The sequence below is a fragment of the Alteromonas sp. ABV2_168 genome (assembly GCF_056161165.1).
On record NZ_JBSWYQ010000006.1, the window covers coordinates 1 to 15,905 of the forward strand.

Here is a 15,905-nt window from a genome sequence, read left to right on the forward strand (position 1 = left end):
TCCATTCCGAACTCAGAAGTGAAACGCGTTAGCGGCGATGGTAGTGTGGGGTCTCCCCATGTGAGAGTAGCACACCGTCAGGCTCCCAATTACGAAGAAGCCCGCTCATCTGAGCGGGCTTTTTTCGTTTCTTTTCTCTGTTCAAAATCTTCCTGTGCCTCTATTCATTATAGTGCTCGATTCAAACATAGAATATGCTCTCATAGTTGCCTGCATTCACTGTAAAGCGGGCAGTAAAAAGCCCGCAGATGCGGGCTTGTATCATTGAATGTAAGATTATTGAAAGATGAGTACACTTTCATCCGGTACGATATCGAAATCATATTTTCCGTAATCAGCAAAACCCGGACAATTATTTACAGTACCCTCAAGTACAATCGTACCTGATTGCAGGTTCTCATATACACCGGTTGCTCCCACCAGGTTCACGTATTCTTTAATGATCATCGGCTCACCACCTGAGCAGAATAAATCCCCCTGAAGCGGGATAAACACATCGTATGCAGAATGAAGTGAGAATGTTCTGTCATCGTCAATCATGACATGAGAAATTACAGGTCCGGCAGTAAAAAAGTTTGTCAGATCGATAGTGCCTTTCAGCACACCTTTAACTTTTTCCTGTTTCTTAATGGATTTGCGTTCTTCTTTTGAAAAGGATTTCCAGTCAGTGCTTTTCAGGACTATCTCAAATTGTCCAAGTTGTTCAAGTTTTACCAGGTCTGTAGAAACATCAAAAGTCTCAACAGTACCTTTGGTAATTGTGTAAGTTCCTTTTACTACACGGCTGTCAGAGCTGTCTTTATCATGTTTAGCCAGTACAGGTGTCGAAAGGTATAAGGCAGAAAACACAGAAGCAGCAACAAGAGATTTCATTTTCATAAATTTCCTTATAAGTATTCCATAGTTGTGGCGTCTATTTGCGCCGGAGATAAGAGGTAAATGACCTTCAGGTGTGACTACGTAAACACTATCTAATCGGGTCGGCCCGGTTCAGCATAAACTTTTATACACCAGTATAGTTTTCATTTAAATCTCTTATATTCAGCAAATGTAATTAAATCCCGCTGGCGGAATACAGATCTCAGATTAGTCCCATTTCTTGAATTCTAATCGACTATTGTCTTATCTATTTTGATGTTAACAAATTGTTTTAATGGGCTATAGTTTAACCATAACAACAATGAGGAAGTAAGCGGGCGTGAAAAATTCAATTATCTCCGGGTTACTGGCCCTGGTAACCGTTTCGGTGTGTGGTCTATTTGATATAGCCTTCTGGTGGGTCGCTGTTGCCGTGTTCTTTGTAGCACTTATACCCGCTCTTTTATTTCCTCAGCAGAACAACGTTGTTGCCGGCACTGACGGGCAAGATGATGCTGACTCGAAATTAGGTGAGTCAATCAGCCAGTCTGCTAGCCGGATTGCCATAGGTGGAGCAACGGTTTCCCACTTTCTGGATAAACTTGCCGCAGTATTTAAAGAGCAGGCCGATAGTGTTCAGGAAATCGCCGGCAGTATTAAGCACCTTGAAGAAGGTAATCTTCAACTTGTGGGATTCTCCACAGATGCTCAACAAAAAATCCAGGCAGCAGATGATAAAACTCAGGATTGTAAGCAGGCTCTCTGTCAGTTGGTTGAACAACAAAGTCAGCTTCGTAGTGAAATTGAAGCCTCAGCGGATATGCTCGCCACATTAAAGAGCAAGGCCGATTCCATCAGCGGCATCACCACTACCATTAACCAACTGGCTGACCAGACTAATATGCTCGCTTTAAATGCTGCTATCGAAGCTGCAAGGGCCGGAGAGCAGGGGCGGGGATTTGCTGTTGTTGCCGATGAAGTGCGCGATCTCGCTCAAAAGACAACAAATGCTACCCAGGGCATTGACGATGTACTCAATGAAATTAATCGCTACAGTCAAACTTCTGTAGATGCCATTGAAAAAGTTTCAGCAGCCAACGGCGCCATGTCGGACGTCGTAAACCATATGTCATCTCTGATTGAAGAAACCAGCATTATTTCTACAGAAGCGGCAAACTCAATGGGGCAGGTCGCCAGTACGGTAGAAGTGCACGGCAATACCAACAGAGGAATAAGTGTCAATGCTGAAAGGTTACATCAGCACACTAAGCATCTTGAAGGCGATCTGACAGATGTTTCAGAGAAAGTACTGGCACTTAGTTACCACACCGAGGGTATTTTCCGGCAATTACAGGCATTGCGGGTGAATGACCGTAACGGAAAAGTCCAACGGATCGCCACCAGGACCGCCCAAAAGATTGGTCAAATGTTCGAAGAGGCTATTACCAGTGGAAAAATCTCTGAATCAGATTTGTTCAACTTTCACTATGAACCGGTGAAGGGGACCAATCCGCAAAAATTCACTACAAGGTTTGATTCATTTACTGATGTTTTGCTTCCTCCGGTCCAGGAACCTGTCCTTGAGGAAAATAACTTTATTATTTATGCCGGGGCGGTGGACATTAACGGTTACTTTCCGACCCACAATAAAAAATTCAGCAAACCTATGACCGGTGATTACGACACTGACCTGGCGAACAGCCGGACGAAACGCATTTTCGATGATCCTACCGGTTCACGTTGCGGAAAGAATACAGAGAGTTTTCTGCTGCAAACCTACAAACGTGATACCGGAGAAGTGATGCACGATTTGTCTGCACCGATTTACGTTAACGGAAAACACTGGGGCGGTTTTCGGATAGGCTATAAAGCAGAAGATGTATGAAGCATAATGAAAAAATGCATTAAAAAGAAATTTTTCATCTCATCGTCAGGTCTTTATGCACTGAGGTCGTTTTAACGTAAATTAAAAAATTATCGTGCTGGAGTGAATTTATGAAAGAAGCTAAACGTAATCTGGTTGCAGGTACCATCGGTGCTGCAGTGTTAAGTGCCGGCGCATTTACATCGTCTGCAATGGCAAATCCGTTCGGTATGGATGCACTGGAATCCGGATATAAGCAAATCGCGGCAGAAGGAAAATGCGGTGAAGGCAAATGTGGTGCTGATAAAATGAAAGATAAAGCCAAAGCTGCAGCAGAAGGTAAGTGTGGTGCCGATAAAATGAAGGACAAAGCCAAAGCTGCGACTGAAGGTAAGTGTGGTGAAGGAAAGTGCGGCGCTGACAAAATGAAGGACAAGGTTAAAGAGAAAGCGGCTGAAGAAGGTAAATGTGGTGAGGGCAAATGCGGGAGTATGTAAACCGGCATGTGCTTAACTCGTTTTTGAAGTAACACCTTTGTTCGAAGTCACTAGTAATTTGGAGTTCTGATGTCTGTATCCGGTGCCGGGTTGGGTCTGCGGCGTGAAATGTTGCCTGACTTATTGCCACAGCTTCCTGACAGTGTAGATTTCTGGGAAGTTGCGCCGGAGAACTGGATCCCAATGGGCGGAAAGTTCAAAAAGCAATTGCAGGCCTGTACATCGCAGGCCGCCTTTTCGACTCACGGACTGTCATTGTCTGTAGGCAGTACGGATCCTCTTGATATCCCGTTTATTAAACAAATCAAATCGTTCCTGCAGGAACATAGCATCAGCTTGTACAGCGAACATCTGAGTTTTTGTTCCGGTAACGGACACCTTTATGATTTGCTGCCAATACCTTTTTGTGAGCAGGCTGCAAAACATGTTGTGGAAAGAATCAAAATTGTACAGGACATTTTAGAGCGTCCGCTGGTGCTGGAGAATGTCTCTTATTACCTCGCACCAGAGCAGGACATGACAGAGCTGGCATTCCTTCTTTATATACTGGAAGAGTCTGACTGTCAGATGCTGCTTGATGTAAACAACCTCTACGTAAACAGTATCAATCATCAGTATGATGCCGTTGATTTCCTCAATGCACTGCCATCAAAGCGTATTGTTTATGGCCATATTGCCGGTCATTACGACGAGAGTGATAACCTTAAAGTCGATACCCATGGCAGTAGTGTCATTGAACCTGTGTGGGCATTACTGGAAAAAGCCTACCGCAAGCACGGTGTTTTCCCTACGTTGCTTGAACGGGATTTCAATATTCCTCCGTTAGGTGAATTGCTGGAAGAGGTTGGCCGGATTAAATCCATTCAGCAACGGGTATGCAATGAACGGGAAATTAAGGATAGCGAACTGACCGGATGTGCGGGATGACAGATTTCCGCGCAAGGCAGGCTGAACTTGCACAAGCCATGCGGGATCCTCAATCCGGCTTTGTTACCCATGAAGAGGATGGCGAAGAAAGGCTGTCTGTCTATCGCTCACTATTTTTTAATAATATAAAGAATTTTATCGCCGGCGGGTTTCCTGTGGTCAAAGAAGTCTTGGGCGAAGAGCAGTGGCTTACTCTCGTGCGGGAATTCATGCTTGAGCATGTTTGTGAGACCCCTTACTTTGTTGAAATCAGCCGCGAGTTTGTCCGTTTTCTGAGTCACTTTGATTGTACAGCCCGTGGTTATCCGGCTTTTTTATACGAGCTCGCGCATTATGAATGGCTGGAAATTGATGTCAGCGTACGCGACGAAGACCTGCCTTATAAATCCCGTTCAGGCGATTTATCAGAATGTTATGCATTGTCCGGTCTGGCCACCATTGCCAGTTACTATTATCCGGTACATCAAATCAGCAGCGAATGTCTGCCAGAAAAAATATCAGAGCAACCGCATAACTACGTGGTGTACCGTGACAAAAGTGATGACGTTCAGTTCATGGTTACCGAGCCATTAACGGCTTTATTGCTGACGATTATCAGCGAAGAGGCTTTGCCCGTCCCCGGTATCATCAGTCAGCTTAAAGCTGTCATTCCCCCCACTCAGGTTGAAGCGGCTGAACATTATCTGCCGCAAACACTCTCCGCACTTACAGAAATGGGGATAGTGGTTAAAGCCTGACCGCTTGCCTCACCTTATTAACAATATTCGCTATAATGGAGAATAGCACTGTCATTCAGACTGTGTTTCGATTAACATTTACGACCATTTTGACTTAGAACTTTCAGGTATTGATTATGGCTGATAACGGCGAGTTTAAAGAAGTGTTTAACTGGTGGTACTTTCTGGCAATCGTTGCCACGTTAGTAGCTTTTCCTCTGTTGCATATCATAGCTGGCTGGTTCACTTTCTGGCTGTAATCAAAAGGCAAAGAAGTGACTGCTGAATATATAAAATCCGTAATAAAAACCGTACCCGACTACCCTAAACCCGGCATCATGTTCCGTGATGTCACCAGCGTGCTGGAAGATCACAAAGCATTTACTGCGTGTATCACGTTGTTGCTTGAGAAATTTCAGGGCATGCAGTTTGATAAAGTAGCCGGCACTGAAGCCCGTGGTTTCTTGTTTGGTGCTCCGCTGGCCCTTGAAATGGGTGTGGGTTTCGTACCGGTGAGAAAACCCAATAAATTACCCAGAGAAGTGGTAAGTGAATCCTACGAACTTGAGTATGGTATGGATACACTTGAGATCCACAAAGATGCCATCAAAGAAGGTGAGCGGGTGCTGTTAATTGACGATCTGTTGGCAACCGGCGGTACCATCGGCGCATCAGCAAAATTGATCCGTTCATTAGGTGGTATTGTTGAACATGCCGGTTTTGTTATCGGCCTGCCGGACCTTGGCGGCTATGAGAAATTAGCGGCGCTGAACATTGAATGCTATTCAATTTGTGATTTTGATGGTGAATAAGGAACAAGCGGTTTTATGAGTTATCAGGTTCTGGCAAGGAAGTGGCGACCACGAAAGTTTAGTGAACTCGTTGGTCAGGAACATGTTGTTACCGCCATCGCCAATGCATTAGATAACGACCGCTTACATCACGCTTATTTATTTACCGGTACCCGTGGGGTCGGTAAAACCACAATCGCACGTATCTTTTCAAAGAGTTTAAACTGCGAAGAAGGTCAGGGCGCTAATCCATGTGGTGTTTGTGATACCTGTCGTGAAATCGAGCAGGGCAATTATGTTGACCTGCTCGAAATCGATGCGGCGTCACGTACCAAAGTGGAAGATACCCGCGAACTGCTGGATAACGTACAGTACAAGCCCACCCGAGGCCGCTACAAAGTGTACCTCATCGATGAAGTGCACATGCTGTCTAAGCACAGTTTTAATGCGCTGTTAAAAACCCTTGAAGAGCCACCACCTCATGTGAAGTTTCTGCTGGCAACCACTGATCCGCAAAAGCTGCCCATTACAATTCTGTCGCGCTGCCTGCAATTTAATTTAAAAGCGCTGTCCCGTGAGCAAATTTCAGGGCAATTGACCCACATATTGCAACAGGAATCCATTCCTTTTGAGGCACCGGCACTGGCTTTACTGGCCCGTGCAGCCCTGGGCAGTATGCGGGATGCGCTGAGTCTGACTGATCAGGCTATTGCACAGGGCGACAATCAGGTAGCGGCTGCCATCGTCACCGACATGCTCGGTTTGATGGACAGACATCAAATTCTGAAGCTGCTTTTCGCACTGGTGAAAAAGGATGCTCCGGGTCTGCTTGATATTGTGGCATCAATGGCTGAGCAAGCGCCGGATTTCGGTCAGGTACTGGCTGAACTGTCCAGTTTGTTACACCAGATAGCTTTAACCCAGTGGGTGCCTGAAACCTGTAAACTGGAAACGACCTCTGCTAAAGCGATATATCAGTTAGCAAAAGCGTTACCGGCAGAGCAGGTGCAACTGTTTTATCAGATTACCTTGCAGGGCAGAAAAGATTTGCCCCATGCTGTGGATGGTCGCTCAGCGCTGGAAATGACACTGTTACGAATGATGTCATTTGCACCGGTTCCGTCCGGTGACGACAACCTTGAGTTGATTGTTGATGCGCAGGGCAGTGCGGAAATGCCGGTGTCACAAGCGTCTGCACAACCTGTTTCTTCTGCTCCGTCTGTAGCCTCAGCGCCAGAGACGCAAGTTGCACCGGTTCTTCAGCCGGCGCAAGAAACAGAAACGCAGAAACCTGAGGCTGCTCATGCGCCTGAACCGGCGGAGCACGGAATTGTTACTGAAGGAATTGTTACCGGAACAACTTCCGGGCCGGCAGATACAGATACTTCAGAAGATGTACATGCACTGAATGCTGAACAGGCCGAAATTGAAAAAGCAGCGGCGGAATATCGCCAGCCTGCTATTTCTGAGCGTGCGCCCGCTGAACCGCCAGTTGTTAAGCCGGAGCCTGTACAAGATAAACCTGCACAGCCGGAACATTCGCAACAGCTTGAGTCCGTACAACAGGCTGAACCTTCTGCACAGAATGGTCCGCCCCAGTGGGATGATATTCCTCCTGCGGATTATGATGATATGCCGCCTCCGGCTTACGAAGATGAGCATTATGAAGTACCGGCAGAACACGCCGAGCCCGGGCCTCATTCAAACAATGTGACTCAGGCCGGTAGTACCGATTCATTGACGTCTATCGAAGAAATGTTAGCCCTGCGCCAGCAATTAAAAACTGGACGTAAGGAGGCTGCAGAAGCACCCGCAAAAAAGTCTGAAAACCAGAGTGATACCAGTGAGCGTGTCCGCAAGCTGAGTCAACGGGGTATAACGTCAGCCCCGCCTGTGGCAGACAATGAACCTGCTGAAACGGCGGCATCTGCACCGTCAGAGGATGATGCTTCGTCTCCGCCCTGGGAAAACCATTCAACAACGATGGCCCCTGAAACTGACGACTTTGCTGATAATGGTCAGCCTGAAGTTGGTGATGCTGCGGCTTCACAACCTTCATGCGGGCAGGAGGCATTTGCTCAGGAAATTGAAGTGCAGGCTGATGCCGGAGTGGCTTTTGTTGATGATGAACATGATCATACCGGCAATGTTACCCCGCAACAGAATGAAAATGAGGCTCAAGGCTATCAACAAGCTGACATACCTTCTGATAATGCCGTTGCCACTGCACCCGCAAACCGTGTTCAAAGTGTCGATAGCAATGCTTTACCCGCTTATTTACCTGATGGCTCAAAATTATTACTCGGCCGTCAGATAGATAGCTGGAGTGAACGGGTTGCAGAACTGGGACTGGCCGGTTTAACCAAACAAATCGTATTAAATGCTGCTTTTTCGATAAAAGATCAGGATGTGACGCTTGAATTAGATGAGAGTCAGAGCCATCTCATAAATGACAATGCCGTTGCACAACTGAATGAGGCGTTATCTAAGGCGCTGGCGCATCCGGTCAATGTGAACATTGTTTACGGACAGCCAGCACAAACACCACTGACGTTACAGGCACGTATCGATGAAATGCGTCGTGCTTATGCGCATCAGGTGGTAAGCAACGATGAAAAATTTACGACATTACGGGAGCTTTTTGCTGCAATAGTGCTCGAAGATACTGTTCAGCCCCGGTAATGACACACAATCAATAAATAGTGAGAGAGTCGACCATGTTTAAAGGTGGAATGGGAAATATCATGAAGCAGGCGCAACAGATGCAGGAGCGCATGCAAAAAGCACAGGAAGACCTGGCGAAAATTGAAGTGACCGGTGAAGCCGGAGCGGGCATGGTGAAAGTTACCATGACGTGCAATCACAATGTGCGCCGTGTCGACATTGATGAGTCGCTGATGGACGACGACAAAGACATGATAGAAGATCTGGTGGCTGCAGCCTGCAACGACGCTGTGCGTCGTGTACAGGAAACCAGTAAAGAGAAAATGGGCGACGTAACCGGTGGTATGCCATTACCACCCGGCTTCAAAATGCCGTTTTAATCAATGAAATTCAGTCCGCTTCTGGGTGAGTTAATCGAAGCGCTCACCTGTTTGCCCGGTGTGGGCAATAAAAGTGCCCAGCGTATGGCGTTTCACCTCCTCGAACGAAACAGGGATGGCGCCATGAAGTTGGGCACGGTGCTTCATAATGCCATGGAGCACATTCAGCATTGCCAGCAATGCCGCACGTTTACCGAAGATGATGTGTGCGAAATTTGCCGTTCGCCGAAACGTCAGGAGGCGGGTGTATTGTGCATTGTCGAAAGTCCGCAGGATGTGCTGTCCATCGAGCAAACCATGACATTTACCGGCACATACTTTGTCTTGATGGGACATTTGTCGCCCATCGACGGCATCGGGCCGGCTGATATCGGGTTGACCGAACTGGAAACGCGACTTAAAGCCTCTCCGGTATCTGAAGTCATTCTGGCAACGAACCCTACGGTAGAGGGCGAAGCCACGGCACATTATATTGCGCAAATGTGTAACGGGCTTGATATCACGGCAAGCCGGATAGCGCATGGTGTACCGGTAGGTGGCGAATTAGAATATATCGACGGCAGCACGCTGACTCACGCGTTCTCCGGTCGCCGCACGCTTTAAGCTTCAGCATTTTTCTGCTCTGTCATTACCGTTGGCAGAGCATCATTTCACTCAATTTTATCAAATCTGATAAAAACCCCACTTTTCAGGTTGAAATTATTCCGGCCCGACCTTACTTCCTAGACTGAAATTGATTCAAATAGCTAGGAGACTCTGGTTTATGGCTGAAGCAGCCCAACAAGAAAAACATGGTTTTCAGACTGAAGTAAAACAGCTTCTGCAACTGATGATTCATTCTTTGTATTCCAACAAAGAAATCTTCCTTCGTGAACTGGTATCGAACGCAGCAGATGCCGCCGATAAGTTACGCTTCCGTGCACTGGAAAATAACAGTCTGTACGAAGGCGACGGCGAACTGAACGTGAAGATCAGTACCGATGCTGATGCAGGTACCATTACCATTGCTGATAACGGCATTGGTATGACGAAAGAAGAAGTTATTGCGAATCTGGGTACCATTGCAAAATCCGGTACCAAAGATTTCTTCAGTAAGCTTTCCGGTGATGCGGCTAAAGACTCACAACTGATAGGTCAGTTTGGTGTGGGCTTTTACTCAGCATTCATCGTGGCTGATAAAGTGACAGTAAGAACCCGTGCTGCCGGCACTGACGCCAGTCAGGGCGTTGAGTGGATTTCTGACGGTGAAGGTGAATTCACTGTAGCAGAAATTAACAAGCCTTCCCGCGGCACTGAAATCGTTCTGCACGTCCGTGAAGAAGAAAAAGAGTTTGTTGATAACTGGCGTCTGCGCTCAATCATCAGCAAATATTCCGACCACATCAGCATTCCGGTGCAAATGTGGAAAGATGAGATCCCTGAAAGTGAAGGTCCTGACGGTGAAAAAACACCGGCTGTTCCCGGCGAATGGGAGAGTGTCAACAAAGCCACGGCATTGTGGACACGGGACAAGTCAGATATCTCTGAAGAAGAATATAAAGAATTCTATAAACACATTTCTCATGACTTTGCTGATCCATTGGCATGGGCGCACAACAAAGTAGAAGGTAAGAGTGAGTACACCAGCTTACTGTACATTCCTTCTAAAGCGCCGTTTGATATGTGGAATCGTGATCAGAATCATGGTTTGAAGCTCTATGTTCAGCGTGTATTCATTATGGATGACGCTGAACAGTTTATGCCAACGTACCTGCGTTTCGTAAAAGGTCTGCTTGATTCTAACGATCTGCCGCTGAACGTTTCCCGTGAAATTCTGCAGGACAACAAAGTCACCCAGACGTTGCGTCAGGGTTGTACTAAGCGCGTATTGCAGATGCTGGAGAAAATGGCGAAGAACGACAGCGAAAAGTATCAGTCGTTCTGGGGTGAATTTGGTAACGTGCTGAAAGAAGGTCCTGCCGAAGACTTCAGCAACAAAGATAAAATTGCCGGTCTGCTTCGCTTCTCGTCAACACATGGTGATTCCGATGCGCAAACTGTGTCTCTGGATGATTACATTGGTCGCATGAAGGAAGGTCAGGACAAAATTTACTTTGTCACCGCTGACAGTCTGCAAGCTGCGAAAACCAGCCCGCACCTGGAGTTCTTCCGCAAGAAAGGCATCGAAGTGTTGCTGATGGGCGAGCGCATTGACGAATGGTTAATGTCTCACCTGACTGAGTACAATGAGAAGTCTTTCCAGTCTATTGCTAAAGGTGATTTAGATTTAGGTGACCTTGACGACGAGGAAACCAAAAAGGCGCAGGAAGAAGCAGAAAAAGAAGTGGAAGGTGTGCTTGAGCGCGCCAAAACTGCATTAGGTGACAAAGTTGTCGACGTGAAATTTACTCACCGTCTGACAGAATCACCTGCAGTGATCACGGCTGATGAAAACGGCATGACCACGCAGATGATGAAGCTGATGCAGGCTGCCGGTCAGACAGTACCGGATGTGAAATACCACTTCGAACTGAACCCTGAGCACCAGTTAGTGAAAAAGCTGGCTGATGTACAGGATGAAGCTCTGTTTAATCAGTGGGTAGGCGTATTGTACGATCAGGCAGCATTGTCTGAGCAGGGCAGTCTGAAAGACCCGTCCAGCTTTGTACGCAATTTAAACAGTCTGTTAATGAGTATGGCAAAATAAAGCCAGTTCACCGACTGTAAACATATGAAAACGGGTCTTTATGGCCCGTTTTTATTTTAACTATCACTTAGATTTATTTAGGTGAGATATTTCTTTACAAATCAATACTCTGTTCCTGCTGCTTAACCTTTAATGACTGGCTGTTAAAGAAATGTATGTCTTCACGCCTTCGAATGCCCTTACGACTATTGTTCATAAACCATGCGACATAGGTCGTATAATCTGACTCTGTACTTGCTATGGGCTTGTTTCGCTGATGCTTAGTGTGTAAAGTGCCCAACAGTTGAGAAAATAAAGCGGAGAGCGCAAAATGCGAATCATTCTTCTGGGCGCACCGGGCGCCGGTAAGGGAACTCAGGCACAATTTCTGATGGGGAAATACGGTATTCCTCAAATCTCTACTGGTGACATGTTGCGTTCGGCCATCAAGGCCGGCACTGAACTTGGTCTTGCGGCCAAGCGTGTAATGGACGAAGGTAAACTGGTGTCTGATGACATCATCATTGGTCTGGTTAAAGAGCGTATTGCCCAGGACGACTGCAAGCAAGGTTTCCTGCTTGACGGTTTTCCCCGTACCATCCCGCAGGCTGATGCAATGAAAGAAGCAGGCGTATCTGTAGATCATTGCATTGAGTTTGACGTACCTGATGATGTCATCGTTGAGCGTATGGGCGGCCGTCGTGTACACCCGGCCTCAGGACGTGTTTATCACGTTGTTTACAATCCACCGAAAGTGGAAGGTAAAGATGATGAAACCGGTGAAGAACTGATCATCCGTGATGACGACAAAGAAGAAACAGTACGTAAGCGTTTAGGCGTGTACCACGAGCAAACTAAGCCTCTGGTCAACTACTACTCTGCAGAAGCTGAAGCCGGAAACTGTCAGTACCACAAGCTGGACGGTACCAAACCGGTAGAGCAGGTCAGCAAAGAGCTGGCTGAACTGCTCGGTTAAATATCCTTACTAAAGGCCGCATCAAGCGGCCTTTTTTATACTTCACTGTCAAAGCGGATAAAAGGCTTTGCCAGCGTGCCGCTTAATTGCCAGAATAGACACCAATAACCCATTATTAAACCTGACGATTATGAGTTTCCCGATTACTGCGTTTTACGCAAGTCTGTTAGCCTTGTGTTATATCTACCTGTCATTCGCCGTTATTAATGTTCGCCGCAGCGCCCGGATCGGTGTGGGTGACGGAGGCAATGATGAACTTACCCGTGCCATTCGTGTACACGGCAATTTCAGCGAATATGTGCCAATCACTCTTATTCTGCTGGCGTGCCTGGAGAGCTTACATCCCCAGCACTGGGTATTGCACGCGGGTGGCTGCGCTATATTATTTGGCCGCATTCTCCATGCTTACGGCTTGCGTCACAGTGAAGGAACAAGCTGGCAACGTTTATCAGGGATGCTCCTGACGTTTTTGTCTATGCTGTTTCTTGCCTGCTCGAACCTGTTTATGATCCACTACCTGATTTAGTTTATGTCTGAGTTATTATCTGATTTTTCTGCTCTGGTGACCCCGGTCTGCCTCATTGACGAGAATAAGTTGCGGGCGAACAGCGAACGCATGCAGGAGAAATGTCGCCGGGACGGCGTGACACTGCGGCCTCATGTTAAAACACTGAAAAGCCGTGAAGCTGCGGAAATTTATGCGCCGCGGCCCGGGCCTGTCACCGTTTCCACACTGGAAGAAGCCCGCTATTTTGCGCAGGCCGGTTACAAAGATATTCTGTATGCGGTGGGTATAACGCCGAATAAGTTCTCTGCGGTTAATGAGCTTCTGGAACGTGGTGTTGATCTGATTGTTGTCGTTGATAATGAAGCGGCAGTGGAGGCGCTGGTAAAAGCCCGTCGTACTTTCATTGTGCCGCTGCGGGTGATGATAGAACTGGATGTTGATGATCACCGTGCCGGTACCGGGCCTGAGAGCATGCAATTGATCTCTATGGCTGAGCAGTTGCACAACACTGCGCATATCCGTTTTTCCGGCGTGATGGCCCATGCAGGTGCATCTTACGGGTGTAATACGCCCGGGGCGCAATATGCCATGGCAGAACAGGAATGCAGCCGTACGGTACTGGCGGCGAACAGACTCAAAGCTGCGGGATTACCTGCTGACATCATTTCTGTGGGATCCACGCCAACAGCGTTGTCTGATTATAAGCCCGGAGGCGTTACCGAGATCCGCGCCGGTGTGTACGCAACGTTTGATCTGGTTATGGCAGATCTGGGGGTTTGTTCAGTATCTGACATTGCAATGAGTGTGTTGACGACAGTCATTGGTCATCAGATGAAGAAGAATCAGGTACTGGTGGACGCAGGCTGGATGGGACTGTCGAGAGATAAAGGCTCTGGCTCCCACGGATATGGTCTGGTCGCTGATGCCGGGGGCTATATACTGGATGGCTGGTATGTCAGTCAGACAAACCAGGAACACGGTATCATTGAGCATAAAGATGGTTTACCGGTACCGGATCAAGGTTTCGGATTCGGCCGTCAACTCCGGATCCTGCCAAACCATGCCTGCGCGACCGCGGGTCAGTACCGGCGCTACCACGTTACCCGTGACAACCGCACCGTCAGCGCTATCTGGCATAGTGCTGACGGCTGGTGACACGTTACAGTGACTGCTTTATTACTTCAATAAGAGAGGGCGTCGCTCTTCCCAGCAGACGGTGTAATTCATCGCTTGAGCCGGAAAGGTCGCCATTTTTTGCATGATGTTCTGAATCTGCCAGCACATGAGCAAAACCTTCCGGCAGGCCGGCAACATCCTGCAGGAATTGTTTGTAACCTTCATAATTCATGGATTCAAAATGAACGGGCTTACCGGTTACAGCGCTGACAGCGTCTGCATATCCCTGCAGAGTAAACGATGCATCACCGGCCAGCTCATACACGTTTCCTTTGTGCGCAGAGACATCTGTCAGCACATTCGCTGCTGCCTCTGCGTAATCATTGCGGGTCGCTGAATCAATGCGGCCATAACCGGCCGCGCCAGCCAGCACGCCTGCGTCAAGAACAGCCTGAAGACCCTGCGTGTAGTTCTCTGTGTACCAGCCGCTCCGTAAAATCACATAGTCCATGCCGGAAGCCTGAATGCGTTGCTCTGTGGCTTTGTGCTCTTCTGCCAGCATCAGAGATGAAGTGTCTGCCCGTAACAAGCTTGAATACACGAGGGTTTTCACACCGGCGCGTTTAGCCGCATCAATTACATTGGCATGTTGTTCAATACGCTGTCCGATTTCACTGCCCGAAATAAGAAACAGTGTCGTGATACCGGTCAGCGCATCTGTCAACGTGTCAGGTTTACTGTAGTCGAAGTGCCGTGAGGCAATATCAGCAAACATAGCTTGCGACTTGCCGGTGTCTCTGACCAGAGTGATCAAAGAGTCTGCGGATTCTTTCGTTAGCAGGTGTTTAATTGTCAATTGACCTAACTGACCTGTTGCACCGGTAATTCCAATCATGATTATTCTCCTGTTAATACTTTTTTGCCGTGCCGTATTGGACGGATGGCTAGATTATGGTGCTTTGTCGTTGCTATGATAAGTAGGACAAAAATGAATGTAGTGTTCGGAAAATGAGTACAATAGATTTTGCTTATCTCAGGCATCTGGCAATATTTTGTGTGGTGGCAGAGCAGGGGAGTTTTGCTGCTGCAGCCAGAGTGTTGCATACCAGCCGTTCGAGAGTCAGTGAGCAGGTTGCAGGTCTGGAAACTGCTCTGGGCAGCAGGCTGCTTCAGCGTTCAACCAGAAAATTAATGCTGACAGAGGAAGGCCAGCGTGTTTTCAGCCGTGCAACTATCCTGCAGGAAGTACTTGAAGATATAGACAGCATTACGAATATCCCTGTTCCTGCCGGCCGCGTCGCTATAACCATGAATCATGATATTGCCCACAAGTTTGTGCTGCCTGCATTGGATGGGTTCATCCGGCAGTTTCCTGAGGTTCAGATTGATTTTGTACTGGATGACGAGCGGGTTGATTTAATCTCAGAGAAAATTGATCTGGCTATCAGGATTGGATTACCCCGCGATGCCTCGCTGATTGCCAGGGTACTTCATGAGGAAACATTTGCGATATTTGCGCAGCCTGCAATGCTGGACAGACTTGGTGAACCGGAGAGCCTCGACGCATTGGAAGCATTGCCCTGGGTGTTGCTGGATTTACCTCACTGGCACAATAATGTGCGGTTGCAAAGTAAAGACAGCAGCAGAACCATAACACCTTCCAGATATTACAGAAGTAACTCGCCCCATTTGATCCACAAGATGGCGGCTATGGGAACGGGAGTGGCCTTACTGTTGCCATCTACGGTGAAAGAAGAAACAGAGCGGGGAGAGCTGGTTCAGATATTGCCCGGGTGGCATGGGGAGCGCACGGCTTTCTCACTGGTGTATCCGTCGCGGAAAAACTTACCGCAGCGCACACGGGTGCTGATTGACTACTTTGTGTCTGCCAATATATTCAAATAAAAAAACGGCACCGGGAGCTGGTGCCGTTTTTTATGTTT

The 15,905-nt window shown here is 47.6% G+C and carries 16 protein-coding genes and 1 rRNA gene; 15 read left to right on the top strand and 2 right to left on the bottom strand.

The annotated features are described in order from the left end of the window. Nucleotides 1-83: ribosomal RNA gene (gene rrf / locus ACXAH4_RS10405) — 5S ribosomal RNA — on the top strand; the annotation flags it as partial. Between the two features lie 193 nt (nt 84-276). Here the strand turns inward: rrf and ACXAH4_RS10410 are convergent. Then, nucleotides 277-879 carry a hypothetical protein gene (locus ACXAH4_RS10410; protein ID WP_474881788.1) on the bottom strand — a complete coding sequence of 201 codons (603 nt, stop codon included), beginning with the start codon at nt 877-879 and terminating at the stop codon, nt 277-279. A gap of 319 nt (nt 880-1,198) precedes the next feature. Between ACXAH4_RS10410 and ACXAH4_RS10415 the strand changes: the two genes are divergently transcribed. The 13 genes from ACXAH4_RS10415 (at nt 1,199) to ACXAH4_RS10475 (ending at nt 14,001) form a co-directional block, all read left to right on the top strand. Further along, on the top strand, nt 1,199-2,743 hold the full coding sequence (locus ACXAH4_RS10415; RefSeq protein ID WP_474881790.1) for a methyl-accepting chemotaxis protein: 1,545 nt from the start codon (nt 1,199-1,201) through the stop codon (nt 2,741-2,743). 110 nt (nt 2,744-2,853) lie between these two features. Further along, on the top strand, nt 2,854-3,219 hold the full coding sequence (locus ACXAH4_RS10420; RefSeq protein WP_474881792.1) for an HvfA family oxazolone/thioamide-modified RiPP metallophore: 366 nt from the start codon (nt 2,854-2,856) through the stop codon (nt 3,217-3,219). A gap of 69 nt (nt 3,220-3,288) precedes the next feature. After that, complete coding sequence (locus ACXAH4_RS10425; protein WP_474881794.1) at nt 3,289-4,146, top strand: HvfB family MNIO-type RiPP peptide maturase; 858 nt, start codon at nt 3,289-3,291, stop codon at nt 4,144-4,146. After that, on the top strand, nt 4,143-4,883 hold the full coding sequence (locus ACXAH4_RS10430) for an HvfC family RiPP maturation protein (RefSeq protein WP_474881795.1): 741 nt from the start codon (nt 4,143-4,145) through the stop codon (nt 4,881-4,883). The genes ACXAH4_RS10425 and ACXAH4_RS10430 overlap by 4 nt, the downstream gene beginning before the upstream one ends. 116 nt (nt 4,884-4,999) lie before the next feature. Further along, a complete protein-coding gene (locus ACXAH4_RS10435; RefSeq protein WP_269748644.1) occupies nt 5,000-5,122 on the top strand; it encodes a hypothetical protein in 123 nt (40 codons plus the stop codon). Nucleotides 5,123-5,137: 15 nt separating this feature from the next. Further along, a complete protein-coding gene (gene apt / locus ACXAH4_RS10440) occupies nt 5,138-5,674 on the top strand; it encodes an adenine phosphoribosyltransferase (RefSeq protein WP_119501897.1) in 537 nt (178 codons plus the stop codon). A 15-nt stretch (nt 5,675-5,689) separates the two neighbouring features. After that, nucleotides 5,690-8,335 (top strand): DNA polymerase III subunit gamma/tau, encoded by a 2,646-nt coding sequence (dnaX, locus tag ACXAH4_RS10445; protein WP_474881797.1) that lies wholly within the window; start codon nt 5,690-5,692, stop codon nt 8,333-8,335. Between the two features lie 35 nt (nt 8,336-8,370). Beyond that, entirely contained in the window at nt 8,371-8,697 is a 327-nt protein-coding gene (locus tag ACXAH4_RS10450; RefSeq protein ID WP_119501895.1) for a YbaB/EbfC family nucleoid-associated protein, read from the top strand. Between the two features lie 3 nt (nt 8,698-8,700). Next, nucleotides 8,701-9,300 carry a recombination mediator RecR gene (gene recR, locus ACXAH4_RS10455; protein WP_474881799.1) on the top strand — a complete coding sequence of 200 codons (600 nt, stop codon included), beginning with the start codon at nt 8,701-8,703 and terminating at the stop codon, nt 9,298-9,300. Nucleotides 9,301-9,460: 160 nt separating this feature from the next. Further along, on the top strand, nt 9,461-11,383 hold the full coding sequence (htpG, locus tag ACXAH4_RS10460; RefSeq protein ID WP_474881801.1) for a molecular chaperone HtpG: 1,923 nt from the start codon (nt 9,461-9,463) through the stop codon (nt 11,381-11,383). 310 nt (nt 11,384-11,693) lie between these two features. Then, the gene (gene adk, locus ACXAH4_RS10465) at nt 11,694-12,338 is read left to right on the top strand and encodes an adenylate kinase (protein WP_303575456.1); all 645 of its coding nucleotides are present in this window, start codon (nt 11,694-11,696) and stop codon (nt 12,336-12,338) included. Nucleotides 12,339-12,405: 67 nt separating this feature from the next. Beyond that, nucleotides 12,406-12,864, top strand: a complete 459-nt coding sequence (locus tag ACXAH4_RS10470; protein WP_474869048.1) for an MAPEG family protein — start codon at nt 12,406-12,408, stop codon at nt 12,862-12,864. Nucleotides 12,865-12,867: 3 nt separating this feature from the next. Continuing rightward, nucleotides 12,868-14,001, top strand: a complete 1,134-nt coding sequence (locus ACXAH4_RS10475; protein WP_474869050.1) for an alanine racemase — start codon at nt 12,868-12,870, stop codon at nt 13,999-14,001. Nucleotides 14,002-14,005: 4 nt separating this feature from the next. Here ACXAH4_RS10475 and ACXAH4_RS10480 read toward each other — a convergent pair whose 3' ends face one another. Further along, a complete protein-coding gene (locus ACXAH4_RS10480; protein WP_474881803.1) occupies nt 14,006-14,857 on the bottom strand; it encodes an SDR family oxidoreductase in 852 nt (283 codons plus the stop codon). Nucleotides 14,858-14,970: 113 nt separating this feature from the next. Between ACXAH4_RS10480 and ACXAH4_RS10485 the strand changes: the two genes are divergently transcribed. Further along, the gene (locus tag ACXAH4_RS10485) at nt 14,971-15,867 is read left to right on the top strand and encodes a LysR family transcriptional regulator (RefSeq protein WP_474881805.1); all 897 of its coding nucleotides are present in this window, start codon (nt 14,971-14,973) and stop codon (nt 15,865-15,867) included. The last annotated feature ends 38 nt before the right edge of the window (nt 15,868-15,905 follow it).

Excerpts from the sequence above, each read along its gene's own strand:
- ACXAH4_RS10450 (WP_119501895.1), top strand. The coding sequence starts at position 8,371 with ATGTTTAAAGGTGGAATGGGAAATATCATGAAGCAGGCGCAACAGATG.
- adk (WP_303575456.1), top strand. The coding sequence starts at position 11,694 with ATGCGAATCATTCTTCTGGGCGCACCGGGCGCCGGTAAGGGAACTCAG.
- ACXAH4_RS10485 (WP_474881805.1), top strand. The coding sequence starts at position 14,971 with ATGAGTACAATAGATTTTGCTTATCTCAGGCATCTGGCAATATTTTGT.
- ACXAH4_RS10410 (WP_474881788.1), bottom strand. The coding sequence starts at position 879 with ATGAAAATGAAATCTCTTGTTGCTGCTTCTGTGTTTTCTGCCTTATAC.
- ACXAH4_RS10420 (WP_474881792.1), top strand. The coding sequence starts at position 2,854 with ATGAAAGAAGCTAAACGTAATCTGGTTGCAGGTACCATCGGTGCTGCA.
- ACXAH4_RS10475 (WP_474869050.1), top strand. The coding sequence starts at position 12,868 with ATGTCTGAGTTATTATCTGATTTTTCTGCTCTGGTGACCCCGGTCTGC.
- ACXAH4_RS10430 (WP_474881795.1), top strand. The coding sequence starts at position 4,143 with ATGACAGATTTCCGCGCAAGGCAGGCTGAACTTGCACAAGCCATGCGG.
- ACXAH4_RS10480 (WP_474881803.1), bottom strand. The coding sequence starts at position 14,857 with ATGATTGGAATTACCGGTGCAACAGGTCAGTTAGGTCAATTGACAATT.
- ACXAH4_RS10435 (WP_269748644.1), top strand. The coding sequence starts at position 5,000 with ATGGCTGATAACGGCGAGTTTAAAGAAGTGTTTAACTGGTGGTACTTT.
- ACXAH4_RS10425 (WP_474881794.1), top strand. The coding sequence starts at position 3,289 with ATGTCTGTATCCGGTGCCGGGTTGGGTCTGCGGCGTGAAATGTTGCCT.
- recR (WP_474881799.1), top strand. The coding sequence starts at position 8,701 with ATGAAATTCAGTCCGCTTCTGGGTGAGTTAATCGAAGCGCTCACCTGT.
- dnaX (WP_474881797.1), top strand. The coding sequence starts at position 5,690 with ATGAGTTATCAGGTTCTGGCAAGGAAGTGGCGACCACGAAAGTTTAGT.
- htpG (WP_474881801.1), top strand. The coding sequence starts at position 9,461 with ATGGCTGAAGCAGCCCAACAAGAAAAACATGGTTTTCAGACTGAAGTA.